Genomic DNA, 13,983 nt, shown 5'->3' on the forward strand with positions numbered 1-13,983 from the left:
GGAGACACCTCATGGCCTACCTGCAACTCAAAGACATCAAGAAGAGCTTTGGCGACGCCGACATCATCAAGGGCGTCGATCTTGAAATCCAGAAGGGCGAGTTCATCGTCTTCGTCGGGCCTTCGGGCTGCGGCAAGTCGACGCTGCTGCGCCTCATTGCGGGGCTCGAGCCCATCACCAGCGGCAACCTGCTGCTCGACGGCAAGGACATCACCTGGGCGCCTTCGGGCAAGCGCGACCTGGCCATGGTGTTCCAGAGCTACGCGCTCTACCCGCACATGAGCGTGTACGACAACATGTCGTTCGCGCTCAAGCTGGCGGGTGTTTCAAAGAGCGAGATCAAGACCAAGGTCGAGTACGCGGCCAAGACGCTCAACCTCACGCAGTACCTCGACCGCACGCCCAAGGACTTGTCCGGCGGGCAACGCCAACGGGTGGCCATTGGCCGCGCCATCGTGCGCGCGCCAAAGGTGTTCCTGTTCGACGAGCCGCTGTCCAACCTCGATGCGGCCCTGCGCGGCAACACCCGCGTCGAAATCCACAAGCTGCACCGTTCGCTCGGTGCCACCACCATCTACGTGACGCACGACCAGGTCGAGGCCATGACGCTGGCCGACCGCGTGGTGGTGCTCAAGGACGGGCTCATCGAGCAGGTGGGCACGCCGCTCGAGCTCTATGACCGGCCGGCCAATCAGTTCGTTGCCCAGTTCATCGGCATGCCGTCGATGAACATGGTGGCGGCGAGTGCGATTCCGAGTTTCTCGGCAGCCACCGGCGGGCGCCTTCCGAGCGACGGCTTCCTGGGCGTGCGGCCTGAAGGCCTGCGCGTGCATCCGAAGCAGGCCGCTGCTGCGGGCGTGCCGGGGCGTGTGGAGCTGATCGAAGCACTGGGCGCCGACACGCTGATCCACGTCGACGTGGGCGGCGTGCCACTCATCTCGCGCCAGAACGAGCGCACGCCGCTGCATGCGGGCGACGATGTGGCGGTAGAGCTCGATCCCAGCGTGCTGCATCTCTTCAATCGCGAAGGCCGCGCGGTCTCCGCCTGATTCTTCATTTTTCATCCGGATATTTCCCGTGACCCTTGCAGCAGCGCCTCTTGCACAAACACCACCGGCTCTTTCGGAGTTCACGGTGCTTCACCTTGGGCTCGGCTCGTTCCACCGGGCCCACCAGGCGGTCTATCTCCAGCGGTTGATCGATGCGGGCGACACCCGCTGGTCGCTCTCGGGCGCCAACATCCGGCCCGACATGGCCGATGTGGTAGCCGCACTGCAGGCGCAGGGCGGGCGCTACACGCTGGAGACGGTTTCACCGGCCGGCGAGTACCGCTACGAGCAAATCGAAGCCATTCGAGAGGTTCTGCCTTACGAGCCCTCGCTGGCTAGGGTCGTCGCGCGCGGCGCGGCACCGTCCACGCGCATCGTGTCATTCACGGTGACCGAGGCGGGCTACTACCTCGATACGAAGGGCAAGCTGGACCTCTCGTTCGGCGACCTTGCGGCAGACATCGAGCGAGCCCGCCGCGGCCAGGCGTGGAGTGGAGGCGGCGAAGGCGTGACCATCTACGGCGCCGTCTGCGCGATCTTGCGCGCGCGCAAGGCTGCGCAGGCCGGTCCGGTCACGCTGCTCAACTGCGACAACCTGCGCCACAACGGCGACCGTTTCCGTGCCGGGCTGCTCGAGTTCATCGAGCGCGCGGGCGATTCCGAGTTGCTCGCCTGGGTGCAGTCGAACACCGCCTGCCCGAACGCGATGGTCGACCGCATCACGCCGCGCCCGCCGCCCGAACTGCGTGCACGCGTGAAGGCCGCCACGGGCCGCGACGATGCCGCCGCGATCACCGGCGAGAGCTTTATCCAGTGGGTGATCGAAGACAACTTCGTGGCCGGGCGACCCGACTGGGGCCGCGTGGGCGTGGAGCTGGTCGATTCGGTGCAGCCGTACGAAGAGGCCAAGATCCGCATCCTCAACGCCACGCACAGCTGCATTGCGTGGGCCGGCACGCTGATCGGGTTGGGCTTCATCCATGAAGGTACGCACCACCCGGCCGTGCGCAAGATGGCGTTCGACTACGTGACCGACGACGTGATTCCGTGCCTGAGCCCGAGCCCGATCGACCTTGCGGCGTATCGCGACGTGGTGCTCGACCGCTTCGGCAACCCCGCGATCCGCGACACCAACCAGCGCGTGGCGGCGGATGGCTTCTCGAAGATCCCGGGCTTCATTGCACCCACCGTGCGCGAGCGGCGTGCCGCCGGGCAGCCGATCGACAGCGTGGCGATGCTGCCCGCGCTCTTCCTTGCCTTCTTGCAACGCTGGCATCGCGGGGCATTGCCATACGCCTATCAAGATCAGGGCATGGACGAAGCCGCGGCGCACGCCATCTGCGATGCCGTCGATCCGGTGCTGGCACTCTGCTCGGACGCGGGACTCTGGGGCGCCACCGCAGGCGATGAGCGGCTGGTAGAGGCCGTGCGTGGCGCGAGCGAACGCGTGGCAAGTTTCATGAATGCAGGAGCAACGAGATGAGCGAACGGCTGAAGAACCGCCACGTGCTGCTGACCGGTGCTGGCGGAGGCATCGGGCTTGCAGTCGCCGAGGCATGCATTGCCGAGGGCGCGCGCTGCAGCGTCGTCGACCGCATGGCTGCTGCGCCGGAAGCAGTGCGGGCGCTGTTGCAGAAGCATCCCGACCGCCTCGCCTACATCGCGGCCGACGTGACCGACACGAAAGGAATCGCGCACCTCCTTGCAGAGGCGCAGGTCGCCTTCGGCCCCATTCACACCCTGTTCAACAATGCCGCGGTGTTCGACCTTGCGCCGCTGCTCGACAGCGACGAGGCGTCCTTCGACAAGCTGTTCGCGGTCAACGTGAAAGGCATGTTCTTCGTCATGCAAGCGGTGCTGCGCCACATGGTCGAAGCCGGCACGCAGGGCGCATCGGTCATCAACATGGCCTCGCAAGCGGGGCGTCGCGGCGAAGCGCTGGTGTCGCACTACTGCGCAACGAAGGCCGCCGTCATCAGCTACACCCAGAGCGCCGCGCTGGCCATGGCGCCGCACGGCATTCGCGTCAACGGCATTGCGCCGGGTGTGGTCGATACGCCCATGTGGGACCATGTAGACAGCCTGTTTGCCAAGGCCGAAGGGCTGCCACTCGGCGAGAAGAAGCGGCGGGTGGGCCTGGAGGTGCCGCTCGGCCGCATGGGCATGCCGAGCGACATTGCCGGCGCGGCGGTATTTCTTGCCAGCGACGAGGCGCGCTACATCACGGCGCAGACCTTGAATGTCGATGGCGGGAATGTGATGAGCTGAGATGAAGTTCGCTGTGCGTGAGGTGCCGGGTTCGGGGCGCGCACCCGCCGACGGGTACCTTTCTCCGCGAAGCCCGGGGGACATTCGCGGAGGGGAGTACCCGGTGGCCTTTGCACACGCCACGAACTCTCCGTATTCTGTGCACCAAGCAAGCCCATGAACCAAGACTTCCACCTGTACCTAGACAGCGCCGACTTGACCGAGCTGAAGGCATGCCTGCCGCACCCAGTCGTTCACGGTGTAACAACCAACCCGACGCTGCTTCAACGCGCAGGCGTAGGCCGCGACGAGGTACCGGGTCTGCTGAAGCGCTGCATCGATCTGGGCGCGCGGCAAGTACAGGCACAGGTGTATTCGAGCGACGTCGACGGCATGCTCGAAGACGCTGAAAACCTGCTCGCGCACTTCGACCGAGGACAACTCGTGGTGAAGATTCCCGCCACGCGCCAAGGCCTCGATGCCGGCGCACGGCTCATCGCGCAAGACGTGCCGGTGACGTGGACGGCTGTGTACGCGCCCGAACAGGCGCACTTTGCCGCGCAACTGGGCGCGGCGTACGCGGCGCCTTACCTGGGGCGGCTCGAAGACGCCGGTATCGACGGGCTGGCGCTGATTGCGCAAATGCAGGCCTTGGTGGCACAGCGGCCCTCGTCCGGCACGCGGCTCCTGGTGGCGAGCATCCGCTCGCGCGAGGCGTATCTTTCGCTGCTGGGGCTCGGCGTGGGTGCCATCACCATTCCGCCGCGCCTTTTTGCCGAACTGCTCGATCATCCCGCCACGCTGGCTGCCGAGACCGGCTTCCTGGCCGACGCGCGCGCCTTGGGCTGAGAGAAGACGAAGAGAATCCAACCACCATGCGCATTGCACTCACGGGCGAAGCCCTGATCGATTTCACCGCCAGCGAAGCAGGCACCCTCGGGTTCTTGGGGCACGAGGGCGGCTCGCCGCTCAACACCGCGGTCGCCTGCGCGCGCCTCGGCGAGCCGACGGGCTTTCTCACCCAGTTGTCGACCGACCTCTTCGGCGAGCGGCTGATGGGCTTTCTCGAGCACAACGGCGTGGACACCAGCTTCATTCTGCGCAGCAGTGCGCCGTCGACCGTGGCTTTTGTCGAGCGTACGCCGCAGACCAACCGCTATGCGTTCTATACCCGCGGCAGCGCCGACGCGACCTGGGCGCCTGAGCCGCTGCCGCAGCTGCCGGCGGACTGCCGCTTTCTGCACTTTGGTTCGATCTCGCTGCTGCAGGAGCCGGCGGCCACGCGCATCGCCGAACTGGTCACGGCCAACGCAGGACGCCGCGTGATCGTGTTCGACCCCAATGTGCGGCCGAGCCTGATTCCCGACATGCCGGCGTATCGCGCGCGCGTCATGGAGTGGCTTGCAATGGCTGACATGGTCAAGCTCAGCGACGAGGACGCCGAACTGCTCGCCCCTGGCCGGCCGGTGGATGCGCTGGCCGCGGAGTGCCTGCAGGCCGGTGTGCATGCGATCATCGTCACGCGCGGCAGCGCCGGCGCCACGCTCTGGCGCACCGGGCGCGAACCGCTGGCCGTCGCGGCGCCTCGGGTGGAGGTGGTCGACACCATCGGCGCGGGTGACACTTTCACGGCCGGCCTCTCCGTGTCGCTGCTTGCGCACGGCGTGGGGCACCCGGCCCAGCTTGGCGAACTGAGCGACGAGGCCTGGCGCGAGGTAATGCGCTTTGCCGCCACGGCCGCTGCGCTGAACTGCACCCGCGAAGGCGCCGATCCACCCACGCTCCAAGCGGTTGAGGCCGCGCTCGCGCAGCAGGACAATGTGCCTGCCGCGTCCCGGTCTTGACCTTCGTGCTGCCATGACAACGTCCACCCGCAAACGCGCGATTCCCCGTCAGCGCCACCCCGAACTTGAGCGCGACATTGCGCGCTCCCCGTCGCTGGGCTACGAGGCCCCCGAAACCGGCCTGGTGCGCTGTCTTGCGCACGGCTTTCCGAGCCCGCTGGTGCGCTGGCATTTTCATGAAGACTACGAGCTGCACCTGATCACGGAGACATCCGGCAAGGCTTTCGTCGGCGACTGGATCGGGCCGTTCCAACCGGGGCACCTGGTGCTCTGCGGGCCGAGGCTGCCGCACAACTGGATCTCGCTCGATGTGCCCGAAGGCGGTGCCGAGGGGCGCGACCGGGTGATCCAGTTCCGCCACGAACCCATCGAGAGCGCCGCGGCCGGAATTCCGGAACTGCGCGAGGTGATGCAACTGCTCGAGCGGGCCCGCCACGGCATCGAGTTCTTCGGCATGTCGCAGCAGGCGCAAACGCATTGGGACAACATCAAGGCGGCGCGCGGCGTGCGCCGGCTCGGGCTGTTCTTCGAGTTCATGGCCGATCTTGCGCAGTGCACCGACTATCGGCTGCTCTCGAGCGTTCAGATGCAGGGTGCCCAAGGCATCGAGGGCGATGCGCAGGTCGACCAGATCAACGACATCGTCAACCGCATCACCGCCAACCTGGCGGAGCCCATTTCCATGTCGGACGTGGCGGCCGAGCTCGGCATGAGCGAGAGCCGCTTCAGCCGCTTCTTCCGGCGTTCCACAGGCAACAGCTTTACCGACTTCGTCAACCGCGTGCGCATCAACAGCGCCTGCCATCTGCTGATGCAGACCGACCACTACGTGACCGACATCTGCTACCAGGTGGGCTTCAACAACGTGGCCAATTTCAACCGGCGCTTTCTCGAAATCAAAGGCATGACGCCGAGCGAATTCAGGCGGCAGGCCGACACGCGGTTCGGCTGAGTTCAAGGCAACAGCCGGCATTCAAGGCGCAATCAGGGAGCACTATCTTGTATCTGGGACTCGACCTCGGCACGTCCGAGCTCAAGGCGCTGCTGCTTGCCGACGATCACCGCATCGTCGGCGTGGCACGCGCAGCACTCACGGTCGAACGGCCGCAGCCGCTCTGGTCGGAGCAGGCGCCAAGCCAATGGTGGCAGGCGCTGGAGCAAGTGATGGCCGAGCTGCGAGAAGCGCACCCCGAGGCGCTGAGCGCCGTGCGCGGCATCGGCCTGTCGGGCCAGATGCACGGCGCCACGCTGCTCGACGCGGCGGGCGAGGTGCTGCGTCCCGCCATTCTCTGGAACGACGGCCGCAGCGGCGCGCAGTGCGAAGCGCTCACGCGCGCCGTGCCGCGGCTGGGCGAGATCGCGGGCAACCTGGCGATGCCCGGCTTTACCGCGCCCAAGCTGCTGTGGGTTCGAGAGCACGAGCCTGAAATCTTCGCTCGCGTGGCGCGGGTGCTGCTGCCGAAAGACTGGCTGCGCTTCATGCTCAGCGGTGAGACAGTCAGCGAAATGTCCGATGCGGCCGGCACGCTGTGGTTGGACGTGGGTGCGCGCGACTGGTCCGACGAACTGCTCGGGGCTACGGGGCTCACGCGAGAGCACATGCCCCGGTTGGTCGAAGGCAGCGAAGTGTCGGCGCAGCTCAAACCCGAGCTGGCGGCACGCTGGAACGTGGGCAGCGGCCCAGTACTCATTGCCGGCGGTGCCGGCGACAACGCCGCGAGCGCGGTCGGCATGGGGCTGGTGGAGCCGGGACAGGGCTTTGTTTCGCTCGGCACATCGGGCGTGGTGTTCGTCTCGACCGACCGCTTTCTGCCCAACCCCGCACAGGCGATGCATGCGTTCTGCCATGCGCTGCCCAAGCGCTGGCACCAAATGTCGGTGATGCTTTCGGCCGCGAGCGCGGTGAGCTGGGCTGCCAAGGCATTCAAGTTTGCCGACGAGGCGGCATTGCTCGAAGCGGCAGCTTCGGTCGCACCGGCACAGCGCGAGCGTTGCCCGCTGTTCCTGCCGTACCTTTCGGGCGAGCGCTCCCCGCACAACAACCCCAATGCGCAGGGCGCGCTGTTCGGCCTGACGCATGCGCACGGTCCGGCGGAAATCGCCTATGCCGTGGTCGAGGGCGTGAGCTTCGGGCTGCGCGACGGCTTCGACACCTTGCGCCTGCCGCCCGACATGCCGCTGCGCGAAGTGGCGCTGGTCGGCGGAGGTGCGCGCAGCGTGTGGTGGGGCCAACTGCTGGCCGACATCTTCCAGGTGCCGCTCACGCTCTATGCGGGCAGCGAGACGGGCGGCGCGCTGGGTGCGGCGCGGCTTGCGTGGTTGGCTGACGGTGGCGCTGTGGCCGAGGTGTGCACGCTGCCGCCTGTGAAGCAGCAACTGGTGCCTTCGGTCGAAGGGAACGGCTCGCACAAGACGCGGCATGCGCGCTTCCAGGTGCTCTACATGGCACTGCGCGACCAGTTTCGATAAACGTACCGCGCAATAAAAAAGGGCCGCTTGCGCGGCCCTTTTTGTTTTGGTGAGCAGTAGAGCTCAGCCGGGCATTACATGCCCATGCCGCCCATGCCACCCATGCCGCCCATGTCGGGCATGCCGCCGCCGGCACCGGCTTCTTCCTTCGGTGCGTCGGCGACCATGGCTTCGGTCGTCAGCAGCAGCGAAGCAACCGATGCTGCGTTCTGCAGCGCGGTGCGGGTCACCTTGGTCGGGTCCAGAATGCCCAGCTCGAGCATGTCGCCGTAGCTGTCGTTCGCAGCGTTGAAGCCGTAGTTGCCCTTGCCGGCCAACACAGCGTTCACCACCACCGAGGCTTCGCCGCCGGCGTTGTTCACGATTTCGCGCAGGGGCGCTTCGATCGCCTTGAGCACCAGCTTGATGCCGGCGTCCTGGTCGGCGTTGTCGCCCTTCACGCGGTCGCCCACGGCTTGCTTGGCACGCAGCAGAGCCACGCCGCCGCCAGCCACAACGCCTTCTTCCACTGCAGCGCGGGTGGCGTGCAGGGCGTCTTCGACGCGAGCCTTCTTTTCCTTCATTTCGACTTCGGTGGCGGCGCCAACCTTGATCACTGCAACACCGCCGGCCAGCTTGGCCACGCGCTCTTGCAGCTTTTCACGGTCGTAGTCGCTCGTGGCTTCTTCGATTTGCACGCGCACTTGCTTCACGCGGGCTTCGATGTCGGCAGCAGCGCCGGCGCCGTCGATGATGATGGTGTTTTCCTTGCCCACTTCGATGCGCTTGGCTTGGCCCAGGTCGGCCAGCGTCACCTTTTCGAGCGTGAGGCCCACTTCTTCAGCGATGACCTTGCCGCCCGTCAGGATGGCGATGTCTTCCAGCATGGCCTTGCGGCGGTCGCCGAAGCCAGGAGCCTTGACAGCCACGACCTTCAGGATACCGCGGATCGTGTTCACGACCAAGGTAGCCAGGGCTTCGCCTTCGACTTCTTCGGCAATGATCAGCAGGGGACGGCCAGCCTTGGCAACTTGTTCCAGCGTGGGGAGCAGGTCGCGGATGTTGCTGATCTTCTTGTCGAACAGCAGCACGAACGGGTTGTCGAGCAGCGCCGATTGCTTTTCGGGGTTGTTGATGAAGTAGGGCGACAGGTAGCCGCGGTCGAACTGCATGCCTTCGACGACGTCGAGTTCGCTTTCGAGCGACTTGCCGTCTTCGACAGTGATCACGCCTTCCTTGCCGACCTTGTCCATCGCGTCAGCGATGAGCTTGCCGATGGTTTCGTCGCTGTTGGCCGAGATCGAGCCGACTTGTGCGATTTCCTTCGACGTGGTGGTGGGCTTCGAAGCCTTCTTCAGCTCTTCGACCAGGGCCGTGACAGCCTTGTCGATGCCGCGCTTCAGGTCCATCGGGTTGATGCCGGCGGCCACGTACTTGAAACCTTCGCGAACGATGGCTTGTGCCAGAACCGTGGCGGTGGTGGTGCCGTCACCAGCGTTGTCGCTGGTCTTCGAAGCCACTTCCTTCACGAGCTGGGCGCCCATGTTCTGGAGCTTGTCCTTGAGTTCGATTTCCTTGGCGACCGATACACCGTCCTTGGTGACGGTGGGGGCGCCGAACGAGCGCTCGAGCACCACGTTGCGGCCCTTGGGGCCCAGGGTCACCTTGACTGCGTTGGCGAGGATGTTGACACCCTCGACCATGCGTGCGCGGGCTTCACCGCCGAAGACTACGTCTTTTGCTGCCATGTTTTATTTCTCCGAAAGGGGATGGATGGATTACTTATCGACGACTGCGAACAGGTCGTCTTCCTTCATGACGAGCAATTCGTCACCGCCGACCTTGACGGTCTGGCCGCTGTACTTGCCGAACAGGACGCGGTCGCCGACCTTGACGGTCAGTGCGGTCAGTTCGCCCTTGTCGTTGCGCTTGCCCGGGCCCACGGCCAGGACTTCACCCTGATCGGGCTTTTCGGCGGCTGCGTCGGGAATGACGATGCCGGAGGCGGTCTTGGTTTCGCTGTCAACACGCTTGACGATCACGCGATCGGCCAAAGGACGAAGTTTCATTGCATCTCCTGGATAAGAAACGGGGTTGTGGTCGGGCGCCGGGCGGGGGAGACCGGCGGCCCATCGACTGGAATCGAGGCTTGTTAGCACTCGTCAGCAGCGAGTGCTAATCATAAGGGCAATCGGGGGAGTTTCAAGGGCGGGAGGCGGTTTTGCCCCGCTGCGGCCAGAGTGCCAAGCGCCCGGCTGGCCAGACGGCCCTGTTTCAGAGCCTTAAAAGCTTGACTTGCGCTCCGGCAGCATCAGCGCGAACAATTCACTGCGAAAGTGAATGCCGAGCCGGTTGAACGCCCGGTTCCGGTATGTCTTGACAGTCGGCAGCGCCAGGCCCATGTCCGACGCAATGCCCTCCTGGGTCATGCCACGGAGCAACCGAAGGCATACGTTGAGTTCCTGCGCCGTCAGCGCCGGGCAACGGGTGAGCAGCCTCGCGCCGAGTTCGTTGGCCGCGTCCGCGCGCGTCAGGGCAATGTGCTTGCGCGCGAGCGCCATCAGCAGTCGCCCTGCAACGCCGAAGTCTGCCAATTGCGCATCGCTGAGCGGCCGCTGATGCGTATGCCGATAGAAATTGACCGCGAACAGCGCGTCGCCCTCGCATGCCGCAGGTTCTTCCTCGACCACCGACACGCGCTCCATTACCCCGTGGGCGTCGTATACCTTGGCCCGGTGCTCCGTGGGCACCTCCGGCGCGGTGATGTGGCACACGCGCAGTTGTGGAGCGCTCGCTTCACGCAATGTGCGGTCGCTTCGGATCGGACCTGACAGGTAGGCGCGCCAGCAGTCGCGCGTGGTGTCGGGCATGCCCCGGCTGCCACTCAGAAAGATCGCCGGCCGCGCCCCTGTGCGGTACACCGAAAACGAGCCCACCGGCAGGGCGCGCGCCATGGCGTCGAGAAGGCGGTCGCCAAATCCCGGCTCTCCCAGCGCTGGCACCACCATCGGCAGGTGCTGCGCCAATGACGATCCGGCGGACTCGGCGGGCAGGTCAGGAATCCAGGTGCGCATGGGGCAATACGGGGAATCCCGTCATCTTCCGGGATGACAGCGTTGTCCGGCCACCGGACTTACGCTAGGGCATGACTTCTTCGCCTCCTCAAGAGAACGATCCGCTTGCCGCACCGTGCCTGGCCTGGTTTGCCGATGTCACCGTGGAGGTGGGTGAGCCGATGGTGCTGGGCGAGGGCGCCCAGGGGCTGCGCCGCGTGGTGCCCATTGTGGGCGGCCACGCCAGGGGCGATGGCTGGTCGGGGCGGGTGCTGCCGGGCGGTGCCGACTTCCAGCGCATCGCAAGCGACACGGCATCGGAGCTCGACGCCCGCTACGGCCTGGAGACGGATGCCGGCGACCGCATTTACGTGCGCAACCGTGCCATACGCACCGCGCCCGCCGAGGTGATGGCGCAACTGCTGCGCGGTGAGCCGGTGGACCCGGCGCAGGTCTATTTTCGCTGTGCGCCCTCGTTCGAGACGCGCAGCCAGTCGTTGCGCTGGATCACCGAGCGGCTGTTCGTCGGAGTCGGCGTGCGCCACCCCGCCCAGGTGGTGATGCGCTTCTTCGCGCTGCAGTGATCCGCGCCGCCGGCTCCGCGCTTCAATTTCAACACCGACAGGAGACTCGAATGACAACCGCCCCTCTTACGGGCGCGCGCCGCCGCGCGCTCATCGCCGCCATCACCGCGCTGGCCGGACTCGGGAGCATGGCCTGGGCGCCCCAGGCGCTCGCCCAGGCGGGCACCGCCTATCCCAACCGGCCGGTGCGCCTGGTGGTTGGCTTTCCGGCCGGCAGCGGGCCGGACATCGTGGCTCGCCTGCTGGCCCAGAAGCTGTCCGAAGGGTGGGGAAACCTTGGCGTCATCGTCGACAACAAGCCGGGCGCCGGCGGGTTGATCGCCGCCTCCGAAGTGGCCCGAGCGCAGCCTGACGGCTACACGCTAATGCTCGGCGAAACCGGCCAGTTGGCCATTGCGCCGAGCAGCTACAGCAAGCTCTCCTACGACCCGAAGAAGGACTTCGTGCCCGTGAGCCAGGTGGTCACCTCGAACTTCATGCTGGTGGTCAACCCGGCCAAGATACCGGCGCGCGACGTGAAGCAGTTCGTGGAATGGAGCCGCGCGCAGAAGGGGCTGTTCATGGGCACTTTCGGTGCCGGCACACCGGGCCACTTCGGCGCTTTTCTCTTCGGCGATGCGATCGGCATCAAGCCGGAGCCGGTGCACTACAAGACCACGGGCGATGCGCTGGGCGGTTTGTTCAGTGGCGACGTAGCGGGTGCATTCGCAAGCGTCGGTCTCTCGGCGGCCAACGTGAAGGCGGGCAAGTTGCTGGCTCTGGCCTCCAGCGGCGATACGCGCAGCGCCAGCCTGCCCGACGTTCCGACCTTCCGCGAGCAGGGCTTCCCCCAGCTGGTCTTCAACTCATGGTTCGGCGTGGTTGCCCCGGCCAGGACGCCGCCCGAGATCATCGCGCGGCTCGAAAGCGATGTCCGCAAGGCCGTGCAGTCGGCCGAAGGCAAGGCGAAGCTGGAGGATGCGGGCTTCGGTGTCACGGGCACGACGTCGCAGGAATTCGGCCGCGTGATCGCTGCCGACACGGCAAGCTGGGGCAAGGTGGTCGCCGCCACGGGTTTCAAGGCGGATTGAGCCGAGGGCTCGCGGGGCGTGCCGTCTGGACCGGCGGCTATAGCTGGTCGGTCGGCACGAACCAGGAGAACAGCAGCAGCTGCAGGCGCGTGAGCAGGCTGGAGTCGGGTTCACTGTCGAGCACCTCGTTGTCCACGTCTCCGGTGCCAATCCATTGCACGTTCTTGCCGTCGGGCATGAGCACCACGCGGTAAACACCCTCGATGTCGTCGAGCTGATATGCATACAGCAGTGCCTGGCTCAATTCGAAACTGCGCACCCGAACGCCGAACTCGGTGTTCAGCCGCGCCGAGCGGGGATCGAGATTCATCGACCCCAGCAGCACCCACTCCCGGTCGACAATGGCGAGCTTGGCGTGCAGGCGCCCGCGCGCCTTCTTGAGCAGGGTGCGGAACTGGCGGTTGCGCTTGAGTTGCTCGGTGCTGACCTCGTACAGGTTCACGCCCAGCTTCAGCATGTCGACGCGGTAGCGGTTGTAGTTGATGTTGACCAACGGCTCGTCGCTGTCGGCCAGCGAATTGGTAACGACGCTGATGCGCACGCCGCGCGCCCGGCCTTCGCGGATGCGCGCCATGCCCTCGTCGCCCGGAATGAAGTAGGGCGAGATCACGATCACGTCGGAGCGCGCGCTTGCCGTCATTTCATGGAACCGCGCTGCGAGCGACTCGCTTGCGGGGGTGAGGGCGCCCAGTGCCTTGTGGGGGCTGTCGGCCGCGGCGTGGGCGTCGGCGCGCATCCACTTGACGCGGCCGACATCGGCAAGCTGCGCACCCAGCGGCGCATCGCCCATGAGGTCGGTGCCTGAAAGAGGAGCGGGCGGGGGCGCGTGAATCGGCGCGGTTGCGGCTTCGAACCCGGCCTTCAGCGCCTCCGGGGCATCGCTGGTGCCGGCAATCCGCTGAATCGGGTACACCACGTCGCTGTTCCAGTAGGTGTCGAAGATGCGCGCGGCTTCCGGAACGACCGGTCCGGCCATGACCAGCTCGAAATCGATGAAGTTGGCGCCTTCGCTTCGCAGGAAGTATTCGTCGGCCAGGTTGCGCCCGCCTGCAATGGCCAGGGCGCCGTCGGCCACGAAAAGCTTGTTGTGCATGCGGTGGTTCAGGCGCCTGAAATCGCCGAAGAACTCCAGCCACCGCGTGGCCGAGTGGTCGCGGGCATTCACAAAGGGGTTGAACAGGCGAACCTCGGCGTTGGGTTCCGCGGCCAGGCCGAGCAGCAGGCTGTCCATGCCGGCGGTATAGAAGTCGTCGAGCAGCAGCCGCACCCGCACACCGCGCCGTGCGGCATCGCGCAGTTCGCGCAACAGCAACAGGCCGGTCTTGTCTTTGCCAAGCTGATAGGTCTGCACGTCCAGCGAGGCCTGGGCGCGTCGCATCAGCTCGAACCGGGCGTCGAGCGCAAAAGACGCCTCGACCAGCGGGCGGACGCTTGAAAGCCCGTCCTGCGCCGCGTTGTTCAGGCTTGCCGCCGCGCGGCCGAGCGTGGTGGCGGGCGAAGCCGCAATCGACAGCGTCGGCGGCTCGGGTGCACGAGGGGGAAGGCCGGCGCAGCCCGCCAGGATGAGCGCGAATCCGGCGGCAGCCAGCCGAAGGGCCGGCCGGCGCAGCGCAGAAAACGAGGGTGCAATGAGCTTGAGCATGAGACCGGCCATCGCACGGGACGTGCGGGCCGGATCGTAGCCGCTT

The 13,983-nt window shown here is 66.2% G+C and carries 13 protein-coding genes; 9 read left to right on the top strand and 4 right to left on the bottom strand.

What is annotated here, in order from left to right:
- Nucleotides 1-11: 11 nt before the first annotated feature.
- The 7 genes from QHG62_RS02650 (at nucleotide 12) to xylB (ending at nucleotide 7,609) form a co-directional block, all read left to right on the top strand.
- The gene (locus tag QHG62_RS02650; RefSeq protein WP_281149283.1) at nucleotides 12-1,049 is read left to right on the top strand and encodes an ABC transporter ATP-binding protein; all 1,038 of its coding nucleotides are present in this window, start codon (nucleotides 12-14) and stop codon (nucleotides 1,047-1,049) included.
- A gap of 85 nt (nucleotides 1,050-1,134) precedes the next feature.
- Nucleotides 1,135-2,532, top strand: coding sequence for a D-arabinitol 4-dehydrogenase (dalD, locus tag QHG62_RS02655; RefSeq protein WP_281151475.1), 1,398 nt, complete (start codon nucleotides 1,135-1,137; stop codon nucleotides 2,530-2,532).
- Nucleotides 2,529-3,317 (top strand): L-iditol 2-dehydrogenase, encoded by a 789-nt coding sequence (locus QHG62_RS02660; RefSeq protein ID WP_281149284.1) that lies wholly within the window; start codon nucleotides 2,529-2,531, stop codon nucleotides 3,315-3,317. Before dalD ends, QHG62_RS02660 begins: the two co-directional genes overlap by 4 nt.
- Before the next feature lie 156 nt (nucleotides 3,318-3,473).
- Nucleotides 3,474-4,145: a transaldolase family protein gene (locus tag QHG62_RS02665; protein WP_281149285.1), complete on the top strand. Its 672-nt coding sequence runs from the start codon at nucleotides 3,474-3,476 to the stop codon at nucleotides 4,143-4,145.
- Between the two features lie 26 nt (nucleotides 4,146-4,171).
- On the top strand, nucleotides 4,172-5,140 hold the full coding sequence (locus QHG62_RS02670) for a carbohydrate kinase family protein (RefSeq protein WP_281149286.1): 969 nt from the start codon (nucleotides 4,172-4,174) through the stop codon (nucleotides 5,138-5,140).
- Between the two features lie 13 nt (nucleotides 5,141-5,153).
- Nucleotides 5,154-6,092, top strand: coding sequence for an AraC family transcriptional regulator (locus QHG62_RS02675; protein ID WP_185868029.1), 939 nt, complete (start codon nucleotides 5,154-5,156; stop codon nucleotides 6,090-6,092).
- A gap of 47 nt (nucleotides 6,093-6,139) precedes the next feature.
- Nucleotides 6,140-7,609, top strand: a complete 1,470-nt coding sequence (gene xylB / locus QHG62_RS02680) for a xylulokinase (RefSeq protein WP_281149287.1) — start codon at nucleotides 6,140-6,142, stop codon at nucleotides 7,607-7,609.
- Nucleotides 7,610-7,683: 74 nt separating this feature from the next.
- Here the strand turns inward: xylB and groL are convergent, their stop codons facing one another.
- The 3 genes from groL to QHG62_RS02695 all read right to left on the bottom strand — a co-directional run bounded on the left by groL (nucleotide 7,684) and on the right by QHG62_RS02695 (nucleotide 10,662).
- Nucleotides 7,684-9,336 carry a chaperonin GroEL gene (gene groL, locus QHG62_RS02685; protein ID WP_281149289.1) on the bottom strand — a complete coding sequence of 551 codons (1,653 nt, stop codon included), beginning with the start codon at nucleotides 9,334-9,336 and terminating at the stop codon, nucleotides 7,684-7,686.
- A gap of 30 nt (nucleotides 9,337-9,366) precedes the next feature.
- Complete coding sequence (locus tag QHG62_RS02690; RefSeq protein ID WP_258504344.1) at nucleotides 9,367-9,657, bottom strand: co-chaperone GroES; 291 nt, start codon at nucleotides 9,655-9,657, stop codon at nucleotides 9,367-9,369.
- A 213-nt stretch (nucleotides 9,658-9,870) separates the two neighbouring features.
- Nucleotides 9,871-10,662, bottom strand: coding sequence for a helix-turn-helix transcriptional regulator (locus tag QHG62_RS02695; protein ID WP_432445574.1), 792 nt, complete (start codon nucleotides 10,660-10,662; stop codon nucleotides 9,871-9,873).
- A 71-nt stretch (nucleotides 10,663-10,733) separates the two neighbouring features.
- On the opposite strand from QHG62_RS02695, the gene QHG62_RS02700 reads away from it, so the two are divergent.
- Both QHG62_RS02700 and QHG62_RS02705 read left to right on the top strand, forming a co-directional pair.
- Nucleotides 10,734-11,225 (top strand): DUF3237 domain-containing protein, encoded by a 492-nt coding sequence (locus tag QHG62_RS02700; protein ID WP_281149290.1) that lies wholly within the window; start codon nucleotides 10,734-10,736, stop codon nucleotides 11,223-11,225.
- Nucleotides 11,226-11,275: 50 nt separating this feature from the next.
- A complete protein-coding gene (locus QHG62_RS02705; protein WP_281149291.1) occupies nucleotides 11,276-12,295 on the top strand; it encodes a Bug family tripartite tricarboxylate transporter substrate binding protein in 1,020 nt (339 codons plus the stop codon).
- Nucleotides 12,296-12,332: 37 nt separating this feature from the next.
- On the opposite strand, the gene QHG62_RS02710 is transcribed toward QHG62_RS02705, so the two are convergent.
- Complete coding sequence (locus tag QHG62_RS02710) at nucleotides 12,333-13,949, bottom strand: phospholipase D family protein (protein WP_281149292.1); 1,617 nt, start codon at nucleotides 13,947-13,949, stop codon at nucleotides 12,333-12,335.
- Nucleotides 13,950-13,983: the final 34 nt, after the last annotated feature.

Source organism: Variovorax paradoxus, assembly GCF_029919115.1.
Lineage (GTDB): Bacteria > Pseudomonadota > Gammaproteobacteria > Burkholderiales > Burkholderiaceae_C > Variovorax > Variovorax paradoxus_O.

Coding starts and splice junctions, on each gene's coding strand:
- QHG62_RS02650 (WP_281149283.1), top strand. CDS start 12: ATGGCCTACCTGCAACTCAAAGACATCAAGAAGAGCTTTGGCGACGCC.
- QHG62_RS02660 (WP_281149284.1), top strand. CDS start 2,529: ATGAGCGAACGGCTGAAGAACCGCCACGTGCTGCTGACCGGTGCTGGC.
- QHG62_RS02665 (WP_281149285.1), top strand. CDS start 3,474: ATGAACCAAGACTTCCACCTGTACCTAGACAGCGCCGACTTGACCGAG.
- QHG62_RS02670 (WP_281149286.1), top strand. CDS start 4,172: ATGCGCATTGCACTCACGGGCGAAGCCCTGATCGATTTCACCGCCAGC.
- QHG62_RS02675 (WP_185868029.1), top strand. CDS start 5,154: ATGACAACGTCCACCCGCAAACGCGCGATTCCCCGTCAGCGCCACCCC.
- groL (WP_281149289.1), bottom strand. CDS start 9,336: ATGGCAGCAAAAGACGTAGTCTTCGGCGGTGAAGCCCGCGCACGCATG.
- QHG62_RS02690 (WP_258504344.1), bottom strand. CDS start 9,657: ATGAAACTTCGTCCTTTGGCCGATCGCGTGATCGTCAAGCGTGTTGAC.
- QHG62_RS02695 (WP_432445574.1), bottom strand. CDS start 10,662: ATGCGCACCTGGATTCCTGACCTGCCCGCCGAGTCCGCCGGATCGTCA.
- QHG62_RS02700 (WP_281149290.1), top strand. CDS start 10,734: ATGACTTCTTCGCCTCCTCAAGAGAACGATCCGCTTGCCGCACCGTGC.
- QHG62_RS02705 (WP_281149291.1), top strand. CDS start 11,276: ATGACAACCGCCCCTCTTACGGGCGCGCGCCGCCGCGCGCTCATCGCC.
- QHG62_RS02710 (WP_281149292.1), bottom strand. CDS start 13,949: ATGGCCGGTCTCATGCTCAAGCTCATTGCACCCTCGTTTTCTGCGCTG.